Origin of the sequence: Larkinella soli (assembly GCF_003703975.1) — a bacterium.
Taxonomy (GTDB): Bacteria; Bacteroidota; Bacteroidia; order Cytophagales; family Spirosomataceae; genus Larkinella; species Larkinella soli.
In genome coordinates this window covers 163,536-178,665 of sequence record NZ_QTJY01000013.1, presented here as the reverse complement: position 1 = coordinate 178,665, position 15,130 = coordinate 163,536, and the positions used below count along the sequence as shown (strand labels likewise).

Sequence of the window (15,130 nt, the reverse complement as noted above, 5' to 3'; positions counted from 1 at the left end):
CAAGTTTATCTGTTTTCGAATCGTACTTCGCTTCTCAATCGAATAATTTTTATCGGGATTTTGTGGAAGCCGATTATTTTTGTTTAACTTTGAGGTGTGGAATATTAAACAAACTATGGACCACCTATTCCACACACTGTGGGAAAAATTCCACACTTTCTGCCGCTTAATCAATTGGTCAGTCTGGTCCGTTGGCTCAATTCGTGATTTTTAAAAAGCTGTTTTTCATTTAATTAAGCGGGTCTGAGGGGGGTGAAAAAAATTTTTGGTTCTTTTGGTTGCATTGTTGTTTAATAGGTGAATAGATTTGGTTCAACAAAAAATTTCAACTAACCATGACAGCACTTGAGTTCACTTACCATATCGGCAAAGTTTCAAAGTCGCTGAAGCCTTTTGCCCTGCGTTTAACGAAAGATGTAGAAGACGCGAATGACTTACTGCAGGACACTTTACTGAAAGCCTTCACGAATCGTGATAAATACACGGATGGTACCAACCTGAAAGCGTGGTTGTATACCATCATGAAAAACACGTTCATCACCAATTACCAGCGGATGGTTCGTAAGAACACCTTCATCGACACGACGGACAATCTGCACTACATCAACTCGCTGGATAGCAGCACCGACAACGGGGCCTATTCCACCTTCGCTCAGGATGACATCAACCGTGCCGTGAATTCACTCGATGAAACCTACCGCACGCCGTTCATGATGCACTTCCGGGGCTTCAAATACCACGAAATCGCTGCTCGTCTGGATATCCCTATCGGAACGGTTAAAAACCGGATTCACATCGCCCGCAAGGAACTGAAAGACAAGCTGAAAGTCTATGCCTATCAGGCCTGATTACCGTAGTCTGACTACAATACTTCGGAAATAGAATGTGGAAGAAGACTACGACTGAAAATACTGATTGAGTAGTTTTTGGTTAAAAAAGAGGAAGGTTCCGAAAAGTTAGATGGTTTCCGTCTAACTTTTTTGGTTTTAGGGGGTCCTGCCCCGTTTGACTGGATTCACCACCGTTTCACATAAGCTGCGGACCCCGTGTCCGGAAAGGAAATGCCTAAAGAAGTGATTGTCATCGGGGCCGGTTTCGCCGGCCTGTCGGTTGCGACCAGCCTGGCCGATAAGGGATTTCAGGTCACCATTCTCGAAAAGAACGATCAGCCGGGCGGGCGGGCCCGTATGTTCCACCAGGACGGCTTCGCCTTCGATATGGGTCCCAGCTGGTACTGGATGCCCGACGTCTTCGAAAATTACTTCGGCCGTTTCGGCAAAAAACCATCCGATTATTACGATCTGGTGCGTCTGGACCCGTCCTATGCCGTCATTTTTGGACCCGACGAGGCCGTCAGTCTGCCGGCGGGGGTCGAGAATCTTCAGCAACTCTTCGAATCCATGGAGCCCGGCGCCGGCCGGCGGCTGCTCGACTTTCTGAAACAGGCGGCCTATAAGTACGAGGTCGGCATGAATAACTTTGTCTGGAAGCCCAGCCGTCGGGTTTCCGAATTCATGAGCCTCCGCCTGCTGGCCGACGTCACCCGGCTCGACGTGTTTCAATCCTTTGCCGCCCACGTCCGTAAATACTTCTCCGATGAGCGTCTGCTGCAGCTGATGGAGTTTCCCATACTTTTTCTGGGGGCCACTCCGCAGAATACGCCTGCTTTATATAGTCTGATGAACTACGCCGAGATTTCCATGGGTACGTGGTATCCGATGGGCGGTATGCACGAGATCGTCAAGGCAATGGTCAGGCTGGCGGAGGAAAAGGGGGTGAAAATTTTATTAAACCATCCTGTTAAACAAATTGATGTAACAAAAGGTATAGCCAACAGAGTAGAAACCTATCAGGGATCATTCAAGGCGGATGTGGTGATTGCCGGGGCCGATTATCACCACGTGGAAAGTAAGCTGCTGGAACCGGCCTGGCGAAATTATCCGGACAGTTACTGGCAAACCCGGGTCATGGCGCCTTCCTCGCTGCTGTTCTACATCGGCGTCGGGAAGCGGGTTCCGCGGCTGCAGCATCACAACCTGTTTTTCGACGAGGATTTCCGGCAGCATGCGGTCGAGATTTACGAAAAACCGCAGTGGCCGACCCGACCGCTGTTTTACGTATCGGCTCCGTCGAAAACCGACCCGTCGGTGGCGCCGGAAGGCATGGAGAATCTGTTCATCCTGATCCCGGTGGCGCCGGACCTGAATGACCCGGAAGAAACCCGCGAGCACTATTACCAGCTGGTGATGGAGCGTCTGGAGCGATTCGTCGGGGAGCCGATCCGGGAGCATGTCGTTTTTCGGCGCAGCTATGCGCACAGTAATTTCATTGCGGACTATCATGCTTTTCGGGGAAATGCCTATGGATTGGCCAACACCCTGCGGCAGACCGCCCTATTAAAGCCGACTCTTAAGAACAAGAGGGTAAACAACTTGTTCTACACGGGTCAGCTGACCGTCCCGGGACCGGGTGTACCGCCTTCGTTGATTTCCGGTTTGGTGGTGGCGGATGAGGTGGCGAAAGAATTTCTATAGAATACAGCGTAACCGACCGTAGTAACCCAAAAAACCACGACCGCCGTGTCTGGCTCCCCAGGCGGACCCGGCCCAACCTAAAACCGGTATGTTAGAGTTATTCAACCGAACCTCCGTCGAGTGCAGCAGGCTGGTCACGGAGCAGTACAGTACCTCGTTTACCTTAGGGATCAAAACCCTGGATCGACGATTTCACGACCCTATCTACAGCATCTACGGGTTTGTCCGCTATGCCGACGAGATCGTGGACACCTTCTACGATTACGACCAGAAATACCTGCTCGAAAAATTCCGCCAGGACACCGACGAAGCCCTCCGCGACGGCATCAGCCTCAATCCTATTCTGCATTCGTTCCAGCGGGTAGTCCGGCAATACCACATTGAGCGGTCCCTGATCGATGCATTTCTGAAAAGCATGGAAATGGACCTGTATGTTAACGAATACAACGACCTCGGCTATCAGGAATACATCTACGGCTCGGCGGAAGTGGTGGGTCTGATGTGCCTGCGGGTGTTCTGCGAAGGCGACGAGGCCATGTTCGACCGGCTGAAGGAACCGGCCCGCAAGCTCGGGGCGGCTTTCCAGAAGGTCAACTTCCTGCGCGACCTGAAGAGCGATTACGTCGACCGGGGCCGGGTCTATTTTCCGGGGGTGGATTTCGGTGATTTTACCAGAGATGCCAAGCAGTTGATCGAGGAAGACATCCAGCGCGACTTCGACGAGGCTCTCGTCGGGATCATGAACCTGCCCCGTGGCGCCCGGATGGGCGTTCACCTGGCCTACACCTACTACCGCACCCTGTTCAGTAAAATCAAACAGATTCCGGCCTCCCGGATTCAGCAGGAGCGGGTCCGGGTGCCGGATATGAAGAAAATTGCGCTGCTGGCCCAGACCTACGTCCGCTTCCGGCTGAACGTCATCTGACGACTTTTAGGCCGTCCTTTCCATATCCGTACCGATGCGGCTGCAACCGGTGGGTTTTCGTCCGGATGCCGAAGGCCTGCCCGGCCCGTTCCCTGTCCGAAATGACCGCCCGAGGGCCTGCCATTCCGGCCAAAAACCGTATCTTTGTTGATTATTACCTTTTTTCAGCATTCAGTACGGTTTTATGGTATTTGAAAAAGCCGGTTCACCAGCATTCAGGGCATCGATGGAGGTTTTGGAGAAATATGAAATGGTTATTGGTCTGGAAGTGCATTGTCAGCTGCTGACCGCCACCAAAATCTTTGCCGCCGACTCCAATCAGTTCGGCAGTGAACCGAATACCAATATCAGCGTCATTACGCTTGGCCATCCCGGAACGCTGCCGAAGCTGAACCGGAAGGCGGTTGAACTGGCCGTCCGGATGGGGCTGGCCTGCCGTTCCACCATTACCCAATACAACCTTTTTGCCCGTAAAAATTACTTCTACCCGGACCTGCCGAAGGGCTACCAGCTCTCGCAGGATAAGACGCCGGTCTGCGTCGGGGGCGAAGTGCCGGTCCGGTTCCGGGATGCCGGAGGGCAGACCCTTGAGAAAGCTGTCCGGCTGCACCACATTCACCTGGAGGAAGATGCCGGGAAGTCCATTCACGAGGCCGGCCAGTGGGATACCTGGCTGGATTATAACCGCGCCGGTACCCCGCTGATCGAAATGGTGACGGACCCGGTGATCCGGAGCGGAGAGGAAGCCGCGGCTTACCTGACCGAGGTGCGTCGGCTGGTCCGGTATCTGGACATCTGCGACGGCAACATGGAAGAAGGCTCCCTGCGCTGCGACGTCAACATCTCGGTCCGGCTGAAAGGGGAGGAACGGCTCGGCACGAAGGTGGAAGTGAAAAACATGAACTCCATCCGCAACGTCCAGCGGGCCATCGAAACCGAGTTCCGGCGGCAGATCGAAGCCATCGAAACCGGGCAGCCGATCATTCAGGAAACGCGGATGTTCGATGCCGCTACGGGCCAGACGGCCGGCATGCGGGTAAAGGAGACGATGAACGATTACCGGTATTTTCCCGATCCGGATCTTAGCCCCGTCGTCATTTCCGACGAGTGGCTGGCCGAAATCCGCGCCGGGATGCCTGCCCTGCCGAAAGAACGCTACGAGAAACTGCTGGCCCATTACGGTCTGCCCGAATATGATGCGGCCCTGATCTCGGACGCCCGGGAGCTGGCCGATTATTTCGAGGCCGTCTGCACCCGGACCGCCAATTACAAGGCGGCTTCAAACTGGATCATGGGTCCGGTCAAAGCCCAGACCTCCGAAAAGAACCTGCGGGAGCAGCAGTTTCCGCTCCCGGCCGACAAGCTGGCGGAGCTGATCAATCTGGTCGATTCCGGACAGGTAAGCTTCTCGACGGCCAGTCAGCGGATGTTTCCGGTACTGATCGAACAGCCGGAGAAATCGGCGGAGCAGGTCGCACGGGAGCAGAATTTGCTGCAGAACAGCAATACCGACTCGCTGCTAGCGTTGGTAGATGAAGTACTGGCTGCCTGGCCCGACAAGGTCAAAGAATACAAAAAAGGCAAAAAAGGGCTGCTGGGTCTGTTTGTCGGCGAAGTAATGAAAAAATCGAAAGGCAGCGCCGACCCGAAGCTGACGAACGAACTGATTCAGAAATCACTGGCCCTGTAGTCAAAATACCTCAAGCGTATGAAAACGATTATTAAGAAAAACCGGATGGTTGCCACTGCTCTGCTGGGGCTGGCACTGCCGTTTGCCGTTGCCGCTCAGGAGGCAGGAAAGGAATTCACCGTCAACGGAACGGTAAAGAACGGACCGCTGGACGGAAAGATTTATCTGGAAGCAGGAGGGCAGCCCGCCCGGCGGCTCGATTCCACCCAGGTCGACGGCAGCGGCCGGTTTACCTTCAAAGGCCGCGAATCCGAGGGCGGAAGTTTTTTCCAGCTCAACGTGGCCAATCAGCAGCGTGTCGGCCTGCTGGTGGAAGGCGGTGAAACCTTCGACGTATCGATCGACGCTAAAGATCGGAAAAAAACGGAAGTGAAAGGCTCCAGAAACATGGAGTATTACCAGAAGCTGATGGCGCTCTATTCCGATATGCAGGAGAAGTCGAAAGCCTGGCAGTCGCAGTATAGTGAAGCGGAGCAGAAGAAAGACAACAAGCGGATCGAGAAGATCCAGCAGGAATACGAAGGCGCCAGCAGGCAGTTTACCGAAAGCGTCAAGCAGCTGCTGCCCGAGATGGGCACCTCGCTGGTGGCACTCTTCGCGACGAACTTCCTGAACCCCGACAACGATTTTGCGACGCTGGATGCGCTGGCCCGCCGGTTTGAACAGGAAAAGCCCAACGGCCGCCAGGCCCAGGCCTTCATCGGGAACATTACCCGGATGCGGGGCGTCATGGTAGGCTCGGTAGCTCCCGATATCAAGCTCAATAATCCCCAGGGGCAGCCGGTCAGCCTGTCGTCGCTGCGCGGTAAATACGTGCTGATCGACTTCTGGGCGTCGTGGTGCGGCCCCTGCCGCATGGAAAACCCGAACGTGGTGCGGATGTACAACAAGTTCAAAGACAAGGGCTTCGAGATTTACGGCGTGTCGCTGGACCGCGATAAGTCAAACTGGCAGAAAGCCATCGAAAAAGACGGCCTCACCTGGACGCATGTCTCGGACCTGAAGTTCTGGCAGTCGGCCGCGGCTCAGCAATACGGCATTACGGCCATCCCGGCGACTTTCCTGCTGGACAAGGACGGCAAGATCATCGCCAAGAACCTGCGCGGTCAGGCGCTGGAGCAGAAGCTGGAGGAAATTCTCAAATAAAGGCACCAGGCCAAAGGATTCAGGCCCGCCGGGAAGCATCCCGGCGGGCTTTTTTCCGGAGTTGCGGCTTAAATACCGGGCCGGTAAGGTTTTCAGAACCTTACCGGTTATTTTTGCGCCCATTCACCTCTTTGAACCACCAACATGAAAGTTGCTATCGTCGGATGCGGAAATATGGGTATGGCCTTCGCCAAGTCGTTTTTGCAGTATGATCTGGTAAAAAAAGACGACCTGCTGCTGATCGAGAAAAGCACCGACCGGTCCGAAGCCCTGAAAGCCGAAAAAGCCGGCGTCGTCGTCGATACGATCGGGCCGCGCGTGGCCGACTACGACCTGATCATTCTCTCGGTCAAACCCCAGGATTTCAACGGCGTGCATGAGGCCCTTCGTGCTGCGGTGCAGCCCCGGCAGATCGTGTTGTCCATCATGGCCGGTATTCCGATCGCGACCATTCAGGAGAAGCTGAACCACCGGCTCGTCATTCGGGCGATGCCGAACACCCCGGCCATGCTGGGCATGGGGATCACCGGCTTTACGGCCGCTAAGGAGGTCGATATGAACCACCTCCGGAGGGTGGAGAACCTGATCAACGCGACCGGGCGGTCCATTTTTCTGGAAGACGAGTCGATGCTGGATGCCGTCACGGCCCTGAGCGGAAGCGGCCCGGCTTATTTCTACTACATCGTCAAAGCGATGGTGGAGGCCGGGAAGCAGATGGGCTTCGAGGATGCGGTTTCGACTCTGCTGGTCAAACAGACCATGCTCGGGGCTTTTCACCTGATCAACACCGCCGATAAATCGCTGGATGAACTGATCAAGGCCGTAGCTTCCAAGGGAGGAACGACGGAAGCGGCCCTGAAGCGGTTTGAGGAGGGCGCCCTGTCGGACACGCTGGTTGCGGGCATCAAAGCCGCCCAGGTCCGCGCGACGGAGCTTTCCAAAGCCTGAGAATAAAGAAAACCGCTTCCCGCACCGGTGCGGGAAGCGGTTTTCTGTCGTAGGGGCTGTTCAGATACCCGTGTAATTATACGGTGTTATTGCCCTCAGCTCCGTTTTCACTTTTTCGTCCACATGGAGCCCGTCGATAAACTCCCGCATCGTGGTTTCCGTGATCTTTTCATTTTTGCGGGTCAGCGCCTTCAGCGCTTCGTACGGTTTGGGATATCCTTCCCGGCGGAGAATCGTTTGAATCCCTTCAGCCACCACGGCCCAGTTATCCTCCAGGTCGGCTTTCAGGGCGGCTTCGTTCAGTTCCAGTTTTTCAAGCCCTTTCAGCAGGGCTTTCAGGGCAATGGCCGAGTGAGCGAACGGTACGCCGAGGTTGCGAAGCACGGTCGAGTCCGTCAGGTCGCGCTGGAGCCTCGAAATGGGCAGTTTGGCCGACAGATGCTCGAACAGGGCGTTGGCAATGCCCAGATTGCCTTCCGAGTTTTCGAAGTCGATGGGGTTCACCTTATGCGGCATGGCCGAGGAGCCGACTTCGCCCTCCCTGATTTTCTGTTTGAAGTAGTTGAGCGAAACGTAGGTCCAGATGTCGCGGTCGAGGTCGATCAGGATGGTATTCAGTCGTTTATAGGCGTCCAGGGTAGCCGCGAGCATATCGTAGTGCTCGATCTGGGTGGTATGGCGGCTACGGTCGAGGCCCAGCTTCCGGACGAAATCGTCGCCGAAGCCGGCCCAGTTGACGTCGGGATAGGCCACATAGTGGGCATTGAAGTTACCGGTAGCCCCGCCGAATTTTGCCGATACCGGAATGTCGGTCAGCAGGTAAAGCTGTTTCTCGATCCGTTCGCAGAAGACGAGGAATTCTTTTCCAAGCCGGGTCGGGGAAGCCGGCTGACCGTGGGTCCGGGCCAGCATCGGAATGTCGCGCCAGCGTTCGGACAGCTCCTGTAATTTCACGTACACCTGCCGGTACAGCGGTTCGATTTCGGTTTCCAGCGCATCGTCGAGCAGCAGCGGAATGGCCGTGTTGTTGATGTCCTGCGAGGTGAGGCCGAAGTGGATGAACTCCAGATGATCGCCGATGGCCAGATCGGTCAGCTTTTCCTTGATAAAATATTCGACGGCTTTGACGTCGTGGTTGGTTTCGCGTTCGATGGCCTTGATCCGCAGCGCATCCGCTTCGGAGAAGTTTTCATACAGCCCGCGCAGCCGCGGAAAGATAGCGGGGTCGATGTCTTTCAGCTGGGGCAGGGGCAGTTCGCACAGTTCGATAAAATATTCAATCTCGATCCGGATACGGTACCGGATCAGTCCCCATTCAGAAAAATACGTGGCCAGGGATTCCACCTGACGGCGATAGCGGCCGTCGATCGGAGAGAGCGCAGTCAGTGCCGAAAGTTGCATAGGTTTTGTCTACCAAAACACAAAGGTACGACATGGACGCCAATCCCCGCCTTGTTGACTTTGCCGATTTCCGTGTATATTGACGCCGTTTTATGAATTATACCTGAAAAAATTGTATATCCTTTCCTCGTATGCAGTCTTCCCCTTTTCTTGGTGAACTTATCGGAACCTTAGTATTGATTCTTTTAGGCGACGGTGTCGTTGCCAATGTCGTGCTGAAACAAACCAAAGGCGAAAACTCGGGCTGGATCGTGATCACCACCGGCTGGGCGTTCGCCGTTACCATGGGCGTGTTCGTGGCCAAAGCCTTCGGCAGCATCGATGCCCACCTGAACCCGGCCGTCACGGTGGCTTTTGCCGTGGCTACCGACGATTACAGCAAACTGGCGGCCTACCTTCCGGCCCAGATGATCGGGGCGTTTCTGGGAGCGGTGCTGGTCTGGTTGTTTTACATGCCCCACTGGGCCGCTACGGCCGACCCCGGAACGAAGCTGGCGGTTTTTTCTACCGGTCCCGCCATCCGCAATACCGGCAGCAATTTCATCAGTGAAGCCGTCGCCACGCTGGCGCTGATCGTCGGCATTGCCGGTATTTCGGCTAAATCGCTCGGCGCGCTGGCCATCGGCCTCGGTCCCTATCTGGTGGGCGTGCTGGTCTGGAGTATCGGGCTTTCGCTGGGCGGCACGACCGGCTATGCCATGAGTCCGGCCCGGGACCTGAGCCCCCGCATCGCCCATGCCCTTCTGCCGATTCCCGGAAAGGGTTCCTCCGACTGGGGCTATGCCTGGATTCCCGTCGTGGGGCCGCTGGTCGGGGCCGTCATCGGGGGGCTGATCATTAAATGGTTTGCCCTGTAGAAAAGAGCCACCCATCCCGGTCAACCAACCACCCATCACCCGGCACTTGCTTCCTGCCAATTTGTCCTGTTCCTTGCAGGTCTAAGTCATGCTGCGAGGGCCGGATTGATTTTTGCTTATTCTCCAAAACATTAGCGTTTTACTTTTGCTTTATCCATATAATAATGTTTTTCCTGAGCTAAACGGCTGTCCTGATGAAACATTCCTACGAATCCGGCATCTGAAATCATTGATCCCGACAAACGTCAGATTGCCATTTATTCCAAATTTGTAATTTTATGACGACTATGCCCGAAATTATGTCAGATACGCAACTCCAAGGGTATACCGACGAACAGAAGTACGAAGTCTTCAACAAAGAGTTCATGCCGCACATCGACTCCATGTACAACTTTGCCTTCCGGTTGACCATGGATGAAGATGACGCCAACGACCTTGTGCAGGACACGTATTTAAAGGCGTTTCGCTTTATTTCCTCATTTGAGCAGGGAACTAACGCAAAAGCGTGGTTGTTCCGCATTCTGAAGAATAGCTTCATCAACGATTATCGGAAAAAAAGCAAGGAGCCGGCGAAGGTTGACTACCAGGATGTAGAAACCACCTACAACTCCGATGAAGCTTCCGAAACCGAGCACACGACGGACCTGCGGTTCGAAACGGTGCAGGATATGATCGGCGACGAAGTGGCCTCGGCCCTCAATTCGCTGCCGGTCGATTTCCGGACGGTCATTATTCTCTGCGACATCGAAGGATTTACGTACGAGGAAATGGCCAAAATCCTGGATATCCCCATCGGTACGGTTCGTTCCCGGTTGCACCGGGCCCGGAACCTGTTGAAGGATAAGCTGAAAGAATATGCGGCTTCAATGGGTTACAATAAAAATGATGACTAATCTGAAACTTTTTTGATACTATACTTGGTTGTTAGGGCAAGTCACATAATGTAGAATATTTTCTGGAATAAATTAAATTTTTCCAATGTCGGGATCATTGCATTTATCAACTTCGGTTGGTGAAGAGGGTAAGCAGACAACTGCTCCCATGAAAGAACACTGTGAACACCAGGCAGATTGCCTGAAGAGAATCCAGTCTATTCTGGACGGGGGCGCTTCCGAAGCAGAAAAGGATCATTTCAGGCAGAATATGGATGCCTGTAAGCCTTGCATCGATATGTACAATCTCGAAAAATGCATCAAGGAAGCGCTGCAGGGGAAGGTCGAGAAGAAGTGTTGTCCGGAGAAGATTGCAGCAGCCATCCGGTCAGGAATAGCAAAGTAAGCGGCATTGGAAGGTAAATTAATCATTTTTTCGGCTCCCTCAGGTTCAGGCAAGACCACCATCGTCAGGCACCTTTTAACAACGAATCCGAACCTGGGTTTCTCCATCTCCGCCTGTACCCGCGACCGTCGTGGACGTTCGGAACAAAACGGCAAAGACTACTACTTTTTATCTCCCGAAGAATTTAAGGATAAGATCGACAACGACGAGTTCGTTGAGTGGGAAGAGGTATATGTCGGTGCGTTTTACGGGACGCTGAAATCGGAAATCCAGCGGGTTTGGGACAGCGGCAAGCACGTTCTCTTCGACGTCGATGTGCAGGGCGGTCTGAAACTTAAAAAATATTACGGGGATAAAGCACTGGCTATCTTTGTGAAGGTGCCGGATGAAGAAACCCTGAAGCAGCGCCTGCTGGCCCGCGGAACCGAAACGGAAGACAGCCTGTCCAAACGCCTGTTCAAGGTTCATTTTGAAATGAGCTTTCAGGACGAGTTCGACGTCATTCTGGTCAACGATCACCTGGAGGATGCACTGGCCAAAGCCCAGAAGCTGGTAGACGATTTTCTGCAGGAGAATAAGATACCGGCGAAGGCAACCGTTATTTAATTTCGAACAGGGAAGAAAAGAGCGCAGGGGAGTCGATCTCTGCGCTTTTTTTGTCTCATCCCAATTCAGCCTTTCTTTCTATGCGCATCGGCTTGTTTTTCGGCTCCTTCAATCCCGTTCATATCGGCCACCTGATCATAGCCGATACCATGGCGACCGGCACCGATCTGGATCAGGTCTGGTTTGTGGTTTCCCCGCAAAACCCGTTCAAAAAGAACAAGAACCTGCTCCATGAATTCGACCGGCTGGACATGGTCGAACGGGCCATTGCCGATAATTCGAAGCTGAAAGCCACCGACATCGAGTTTTCCATGCCCCGGCCCAGTTACACCATCGATACGCTCGTCCGGCTTCAGGAGAAATACCCGGCGCATCAGTTTAAGCTGATTATCGGGGGCGACAACCTCGCTCAGTTTCCCAACTGGAAGAACCACGAGAAGATTCTGGAGTATTTCGGCCTTTACGTGTACCCCCGTCCGAACAGTGATCCCAGCCCGCTGGAGCAGCATCCCAACGTCCGGTTCGTGCAGGCTCCGCTGCTGGACATCTCGGCGACGTTCATTCGGGAGTGCCTCAAAGCCAACCGGTCGATCCGGTATATAGTGCCCGAAGTGGTCGGAGAGATGATTATCCGCAGGAAATTTTACCTGTGAGGCAAGCCGGCCCGAGACCGGCTTTTAAGGTCGGCCGCGCTGGAAGGTAATTTCGGTGACCAGACCGATCGCGCTGATGCGGAGGGCCACCGACCGGCTTTCCGACCTGATTTTCGGATCCCGGCAGTGCGGCCCGGTTTCCAGAAAATAGATGTAGTACTTCTGATTGCGGTCGGCCAGCTGCTCGATGTCCGGCCGCCCCAGGATTTTTCCCACCTCATTCGCCGAAGTCCCCTTCAACTCCTGCCGGATCGTCTTGAAGTCTTCTACCAGGGAGGCCCGAACGCCCTTACAGCCTCCCCGGTCCTGGCGCCACTTGACCAGATCGAGCGCACCCAGCCGATCCGGAGGGGCCGAACAGCCGGCGGCAGCAAGCCACAGAAAACCGGGCGCTGCCCGAAAAAGGCGAATGGCGGTCCGTCTCAGGGAAACCATCGGAGAAACATCGTTTGTCGTTACGGAATTTATTCTTCCTGATAGAGGGTTTGCAGCACGACCTGCCCGACGGCTTTTAACGTATTCGCGTCGATGTTGTCCATGTCATCGTCGGCGGTATGCCAGTCTGCAAAAAAGTTGCCCGATTCGAGGTGGGTATGAATGATGTCGATCATCGGAATTTTAGCCACCTTGTTGACCGGCAGGTGGTCGTCGGTGATGGAGCCGCCCGTCCGGCCGGAGTCGACAAAATACTGGTTCAGGCCCATCTGGCTGGCCGTTTGCCAGACCTTGTTGGCAATCGTCGGGGCATACTGCATCGAATAGCCTTCCTTCTGGAACGTGGCCCCTTTGGCCCCGACCATGTCGAGCAGAATCCCGTAGTAGGCCGAATAACCGGCTTTGTGCTTATTGGCCGACCAGTACTGCGAACCGAGGCAGAAGCCGACGTATTCGTCCCTGGCGCGTTCCGAGTTGCCCCAGTCTTCTGCGTCAAAGAAGATAATGTCGATGCCGACGCCCGGTTTGGTACCGGCCTGCTGGACGGTCCGGGCCAGTTCGAGCAGCACCCCGACCCCGCTGGCCCCGTCATTGGCGCCCAGCACCGGCCTGGTTTTGGCGACGCTGTCCTGATCGGCATAAGGTCTCGAATCCCAGTGGGACGCCAGAATGATGCGTTTGGAAGCGTTCGGATTGATGCTGCCGATGATGTTCCGGGCGTTGAGCCGGATGCCGTCGTAGGTGGTTGCCGTAAAGCTCTGGACCGTCACCTCGCAGCCGAACTGTTTCAGTTTGGCGATCAGATAATCTCCGCAGCGCCGATGGGCCTCCGTGTTGGGAACCCGCGGCCCGAAAGCCACCTGCCGGGCCACATAGGCAAACGCCGAATCCGCATTGAGGTCCGGTGCTTTGACCGTGATGGTCTCCGTTGCTTTATTCTCCTCCTGATCCTGTTTTTTACTTTTGCAGGAACTGACAGTAACGACGGCTGCCAGCCAGAAAAAAATGAGTTTCTTATTCAGATGCATAGTCAGCCCGTGCGGTTTCAGCCCTGGTAACGCAGGTTATTCTTCGTAAGCCCAGTCGATCCGGTGTTTCATGTCCTTGATGACCAGGCTCTGCGCTTTAAAGTAGGAACGTATCTGGTCAACCTTATCGTACTGTTTTTGTTCTTTGTATTCCCGATATAGCGTCAGCATACCGTCCAGAACGGCGCTGGTATCGGTTTTTTCCTCTTTCAGACCCAGAATGTTCTCCGTAAACCGAATGAAAGAATCTTTCAGCAGCCCGAAGACCTCCTCTCCGAGAGCGGCCGCCTGAATCTGGTTCAGATTCAGCATGTTGATATACTTCAACAGCGAAAACAGCTGGGCAATCCCGACGGCCGTGTTCAGGTCGTCGTTCAGGGCGGCATAGAAATCATCGACGGCTTTCCGGACCTCCTGCTGTTTCTTTTCGTCGGCGGCTACCCCTTCGGCCGGGGTATATTCCAGAGACTTGATGATCCGTAACCCGTTGGCCAGGCGTCGATAGCCTTTCTGGGCGGCTTTCAGAGCTTCGTTCGAGAAGTCGAGCGTGCTGCGGTAGTGGGATTGCAGCATGAAGAACCGCACCGTCATGGGGCTGTAGGCCTGTTCGAGCAGATGGTGGCTGCCCGTAAACAGCTCGTGCGGCAGGAAAGAGTTGCCCAGCGACTTCGACATCTTCTGGCCGTTGACCGTCAGCATGTTGGAGTGCAGCCAGTAGCGAACCGGCTCCTCGCCGTAAATGCTCTGTCCCTGTGCCAACTCGCACTCATGGTGGGGAAACTTCAGGTCCATGCCCCCGCCATGAATGTCGAACTGCTTGCCGAGGTATTTGGTACTCATGCAGGTACACTCCAGATGCCAACCGGGAAAACCGTTGCTCCAGGGTGACGGCCACCGCATCAGGTGTTCGGGGGCGGCTTTTTTCCAGAGGGCAAAATCCAGCGGGTTGCGTTTTTCGGCCTGCCCGTCCAGATCCCGGGTTTCGTTCAGCAGGTCGTCGAGGACACGCCCCGAAAGCTTGCCGTAGCTGCCGCCCTGCGCGTTATACCGGGCAATGTCGAAATACACCGAACCGTTCGACTCGTAGGCCAGCCCTTTCCCGATCAATGACCGGACGGCATCGATCTGCTCCACCATGTGGCCCGTGGCGGTCGGTTCGATGCTCGGCGGCAGGATGTTGAAGGTAGCCATGACGGCCCGGAAGTCGTTGGTATACCGCTGCACGACCTCCATCGGCTCGATCTTTTCCAGCTTGGCCATCCGGCCGATTTTATCTTCCCCGTCATCGCCGTCGCCGACCAGGTGCCCGACATCGGTAATGTTGCGCACATAGCGGACTTTGTAGCCGATATGAGTCAGGTAGCGAAACAAGGTATCGAAAGTCAGAAACGTGCGAACGTTGCCCAGGTGGACAAAGTTGTAAACCGTCGGGCCGCAGACATAAAGCCCCACGTAGGGCGGATTGATGGGTTCAAACAGTTCTTTCTGACGAGTGAGCGTATTGTATACTTTCAGTGGTTGTGCCATTCTTACATCTGCGGCCTTGCTTGCGATCACAAATCTACACAATGTTCGGCGGAAGTCCGTAACCGAATGACGGGCGGCAAGTGCCGTAGTTTTCCTATCTTC

At 54.7% G+C, this 15,130-nt stretch carries 15 protein-coding genes; 11 read left to right on the top strand and 4 right to left on the bottom strand.

All coding sequences use genetic code 11. The annotated features are described in order from the left end of the window. Positions 1 to 335 precede the first annotated feature (335 nt). The 6 genes from DX909_RS21440 to proC all read left to right on the top strand — a co-directional run bounded on the left by DX909_RS21440 (position 336) and on the right by proC (position 7,243). Entirely contained in the window at positions 336 to 848 is a 513-nt protein-coding gene (locus DX909_RS21440) for an RNA polymerase sigma factor (protein ID WP_128547267.1), read from the top strand. 213 nt (positions 849 to 1,061) lie between these two features. Beyond that, a complete protein-coding gene (crtID, locus tag DX909_RS21435) occupies positions 1,062 to 2,534 on the top strand; it encodes a bifunctional phytoene desaturase/3,4-desaturase (protein ID WP_128547266.1) in 1,473 nt (490 codons plus the stop codon). A gap of 88 nt (positions 2,535 to 2,622) precedes the next feature. After that, positions 2,623 to 3,459 (top strand): phytoene/squalene synthase family protein, encoded by an 837-nt coding sequence (locus DX909_RS21430; RefSeq protein WP_128547265.1) that lies wholly within the window; start codon positions 2,623 to 2,625, stop codon positions 3,457 to 3,459. A 226-nt stretch (positions 3,460 to 3,685) separates the two neighbouring features. Next, positions 3,686 to 5,149, top strand: coding sequence for an Asp-tRNA(Asn)/Glu-tRNA(Gln) amidotransferase subunit GatB (gatB, locus tag DX909_RS21425; RefSeq protein ID WP_229311138.1), 1,464 nt, complete (start codon positions 3,686 to 3,688; stop codon positions 5,147 to 5,149). An 18-nt stretch (positions 5,150 to 5,167) separates the two neighbouring features. Further along, a complete protein-coding gene (locus tag DX909_RS21420) occupies positions 5,168 to 6,295 on the top strand; it encodes a TlpA disulfide reductase family protein (RefSeq protein WP_229311137.1) in 1,128 nt (375 codons plus the stop codon). Positions 6,296 to 6,439: 144 nt separating this feature from the next. Then, a complete protein-coding gene (gene proC / locus DX909_RS21415; RefSeq protein ID WP_128547263.1) occupies positions 6,440 to 7,243 on the top strand; it encodes a pyrroline-5-carboxylate reductase in 804 nt (267 codons plus the stop codon). A 60-nt stretch (positions 7,244 to 7,303) separates the two neighbouring features. On the opposite strand, the gene purB is transcribed toward proC, so the two are convergent. Beyond that, positions 7,304 to 8,644, bottom strand: coding sequence for an adenylosuccinate lyase (gene purB / locus DX909_RS21410; protein WP_128547262.1), 1,341 nt, complete (start codon positions 8,642 to 8,644; stop codon positions 7,304 to 7,306). Between the two features lie 131 nt (positions 8,645 to 8,775). On the opposite strand from purB, the gene DX909_RS21405 reads away from it, so the two are divergent. The 5 genes from DX909_RS21405 to nadD all read left to right on the top strand — a co-directional run bounded on the left by DX909_RS21405 (position 8,776) and on the right by nadD (position 12,038). Further along, complete coding sequence (locus tag DX909_RS21405) at positions 8,776 to 9,501, top strand: MIP/aquaporin family protein (RefSeq protein WP_128547261.1); 726 nt, start codon at positions 8,776 to 8,778, stop codon at positions 9,499 to 9,501. 278 nt (positions 9,502 to 9,779) lie between these two features. Beyond that, the gene (locus tag DX909_RS21400; protein ID WP_128547260.1) at positions 9,780 to 10,394 is read left to right on the top strand and encodes a sigma-70 family RNA polymerase sigma factor; all 615 of its coding nucleotides are present in this window, start codon (positions 9,780 to 9,782) and stop codon (positions 10,392 to 10,394) included. Positions 10,395 to 10,542: 148 nt separating this feature from the next. Further along, the gene (locus DX909_RS21395; RefSeq protein WP_128547259.1) at positions 10,543 to 10,779 is read left to right on the top strand and encodes a hypothetical protein; all 237 of its coding nucleotides are present in this window, start codon (positions 10,543 to 10,545) and stop codon (positions 10,777 to 10,779) included. 6 nt (positions 10,780 to 10,785) lie between these two features. After that, positions 10,786 to 11,385 carry a guanylate kinase gene (gene gmk, locus DX909_RS21390; protein ID WP_128547258.1) on the top strand — a complete coding sequence of 200 codons (600 nt, stop codon included), beginning with the start codon at positions 10,786 to 10,788 and terminating at the stop codon, positions 11,383 to 11,385. 80 nt (positions 11,386 to 11,465) lie between these two features. Next, a complete protein-coding gene (gene nadD, locus DX909_RS21385) occupies positions 11,466 to 12,038 on the top strand; it encodes a nicotinate (nicotinamide) nucleotide adenylyltransferase (protein WP_128547257.1) in 573 nt (190 codons plus the stop codon). Between the two features lie 24 nt (positions 12,039 to 12,062). Here the strand turns inward: nadD and DX909_RS21380 are convergent, their stop codons facing one another. From DX909_RS21380 to cysS, 3 genes are read right to left on the bottom strand one after another with little or no spacing between them, the layout of a single operon-like run. Beyond that, positions 12,063 to 12,473, bottom strand: a complete 411-nt coding sequence (locus DX909_RS21380) for a hypothetical protein (RefSeq protein WP_229311136.1) — start codon at positions 12,471 to 12,473, stop codon at positions 12,063 to 12,065. Between the two features lie 29 nt (positions 12,474 to 12,502). Continuing rightward, positions 12,503 to 13,501: a M28 family peptidase gene (locus DX909_RS21375; protein WP_128547256.1), complete on the bottom strand. Its 999-nt coding sequence runs from the start codon at positions 13,499 to 13,501 to the stop codon at positions 12,503 to 12,505. A 36-nt stretch (positions 13,502 to 13,537) separates the two neighbouring features. Then, the gene (gene cysS, locus DX909_RS21370; protein WP_128547255.1) at positions 13,538 to 15,028 is read right to left on the bottom strand and encodes a cysteine--tRNA ligase; all 1,491 of its coding nucleotides are present in this window, start codon (positions 15,026 to 15,028) and stop codon (positions 13,538 to 13,540) included. Between the last annotated feature and the right edge of the window lie 102 nt (positions 15,029 to 15,130).

Excerpts from the sequence above, each read along its gene's own strand:
- cysS (WP_128547255.1), bottom strand. The coding sequence starts at position 15,028 with ATGGCACAACCACTGAAAGTATACAATACGCTCACTCGTCAGAAAGAA.
- proC (WP_128547263.1), top strand. The coding sequence starts at position 6,440 with ATGAAAGTTGCTATCGTCGGATGCGGAAATATGGGTATGGCCTTCGCC.
- gatB (WP_229311138.1), top strand. The coding sequence starts at position 3,686 with ATGGAGGTTTTGGAGAAATATGAAATGGTTATTGGTCTGGAAGTGCAT.
- DX909_RS21380 (WP_229311136.1), bottom strand. The coding sequence starts at position 12,473 with ATGGTTTCCCTGAGACGGACCGCCATTCGCCTTTTTCGGGCAGCGCCC.
- DX909_RS21405 (WP_128547261.1), top strand. The coding sequence starts at position 8,776 with ATGCAGTCTTCCCCTTTTCTTGGTGAACTTATCGGAACCTTAGTATTG.
- DX909_RS21400 (WP_128547260.1), top strand. The coding sequence starts at position 9,780 with ATGACGACTATGCCCGAAATTATGTCAGATACGCAACTCCAAGGGTAT.
- DX909_RS21375 (WP_128547256.1), bottom strand. The coding sequence starts at position 13,501 with ATGCATCTGAATAAGAAACTCATTTTTTTCTGGCTGGCAGCCGTCGTT.
- DX909_RS21420 (WP_229311137.1), top strand. The coding sequence starts at position 5,168 with ATGAAAACGATTATTAAGAAAAACCGGATGGTTGCCACTGCTCTGCTG.
- crtID (WP_128547266.1), top strand. The coding sequence starts at position 1,062 with ATGCCTAAAGAAGTGATTGTCATCGGGGCCGGTTTCGCCGGCCTGTCG.
- DX909_RS21430 (WP_128547265.1), top strand. The coding sequence starts at position 2,623 with ATGTTAGAGTTATTCAACCGAACCTCCGTCGAGTGCAGCAGGCTGGTC.
- purB (WP_128547262.1), bottom strand. The coding sequence starts at position 8,644 with ATGCAACTTTCGGCACTGACTGCGCTCTCTCCGATCGACGGCCGCTAT.
- DX909_RS21440 (WP_128547267.1), top strand. The coding sequence starts at position 336 with ATGACAGCACTTGAGTTCACTTACCATATCGGCAAAGTTTCAAAGTCG.
- DX909_RS21395 (WP_128547259.1), top strand. The coding sequence starts at position 10,543 with ATGAAAGAACACTGTGAACACCAGGCAGATTGCCTGAAGAGAATCCAG.
- nadD (WP_128547257.1), top strand. The coding sequence starts at position 11,466 with ATGCGCATCGGCTTGTTTTTCGGCTCCTTCAATCCCGTTCATATCGGC.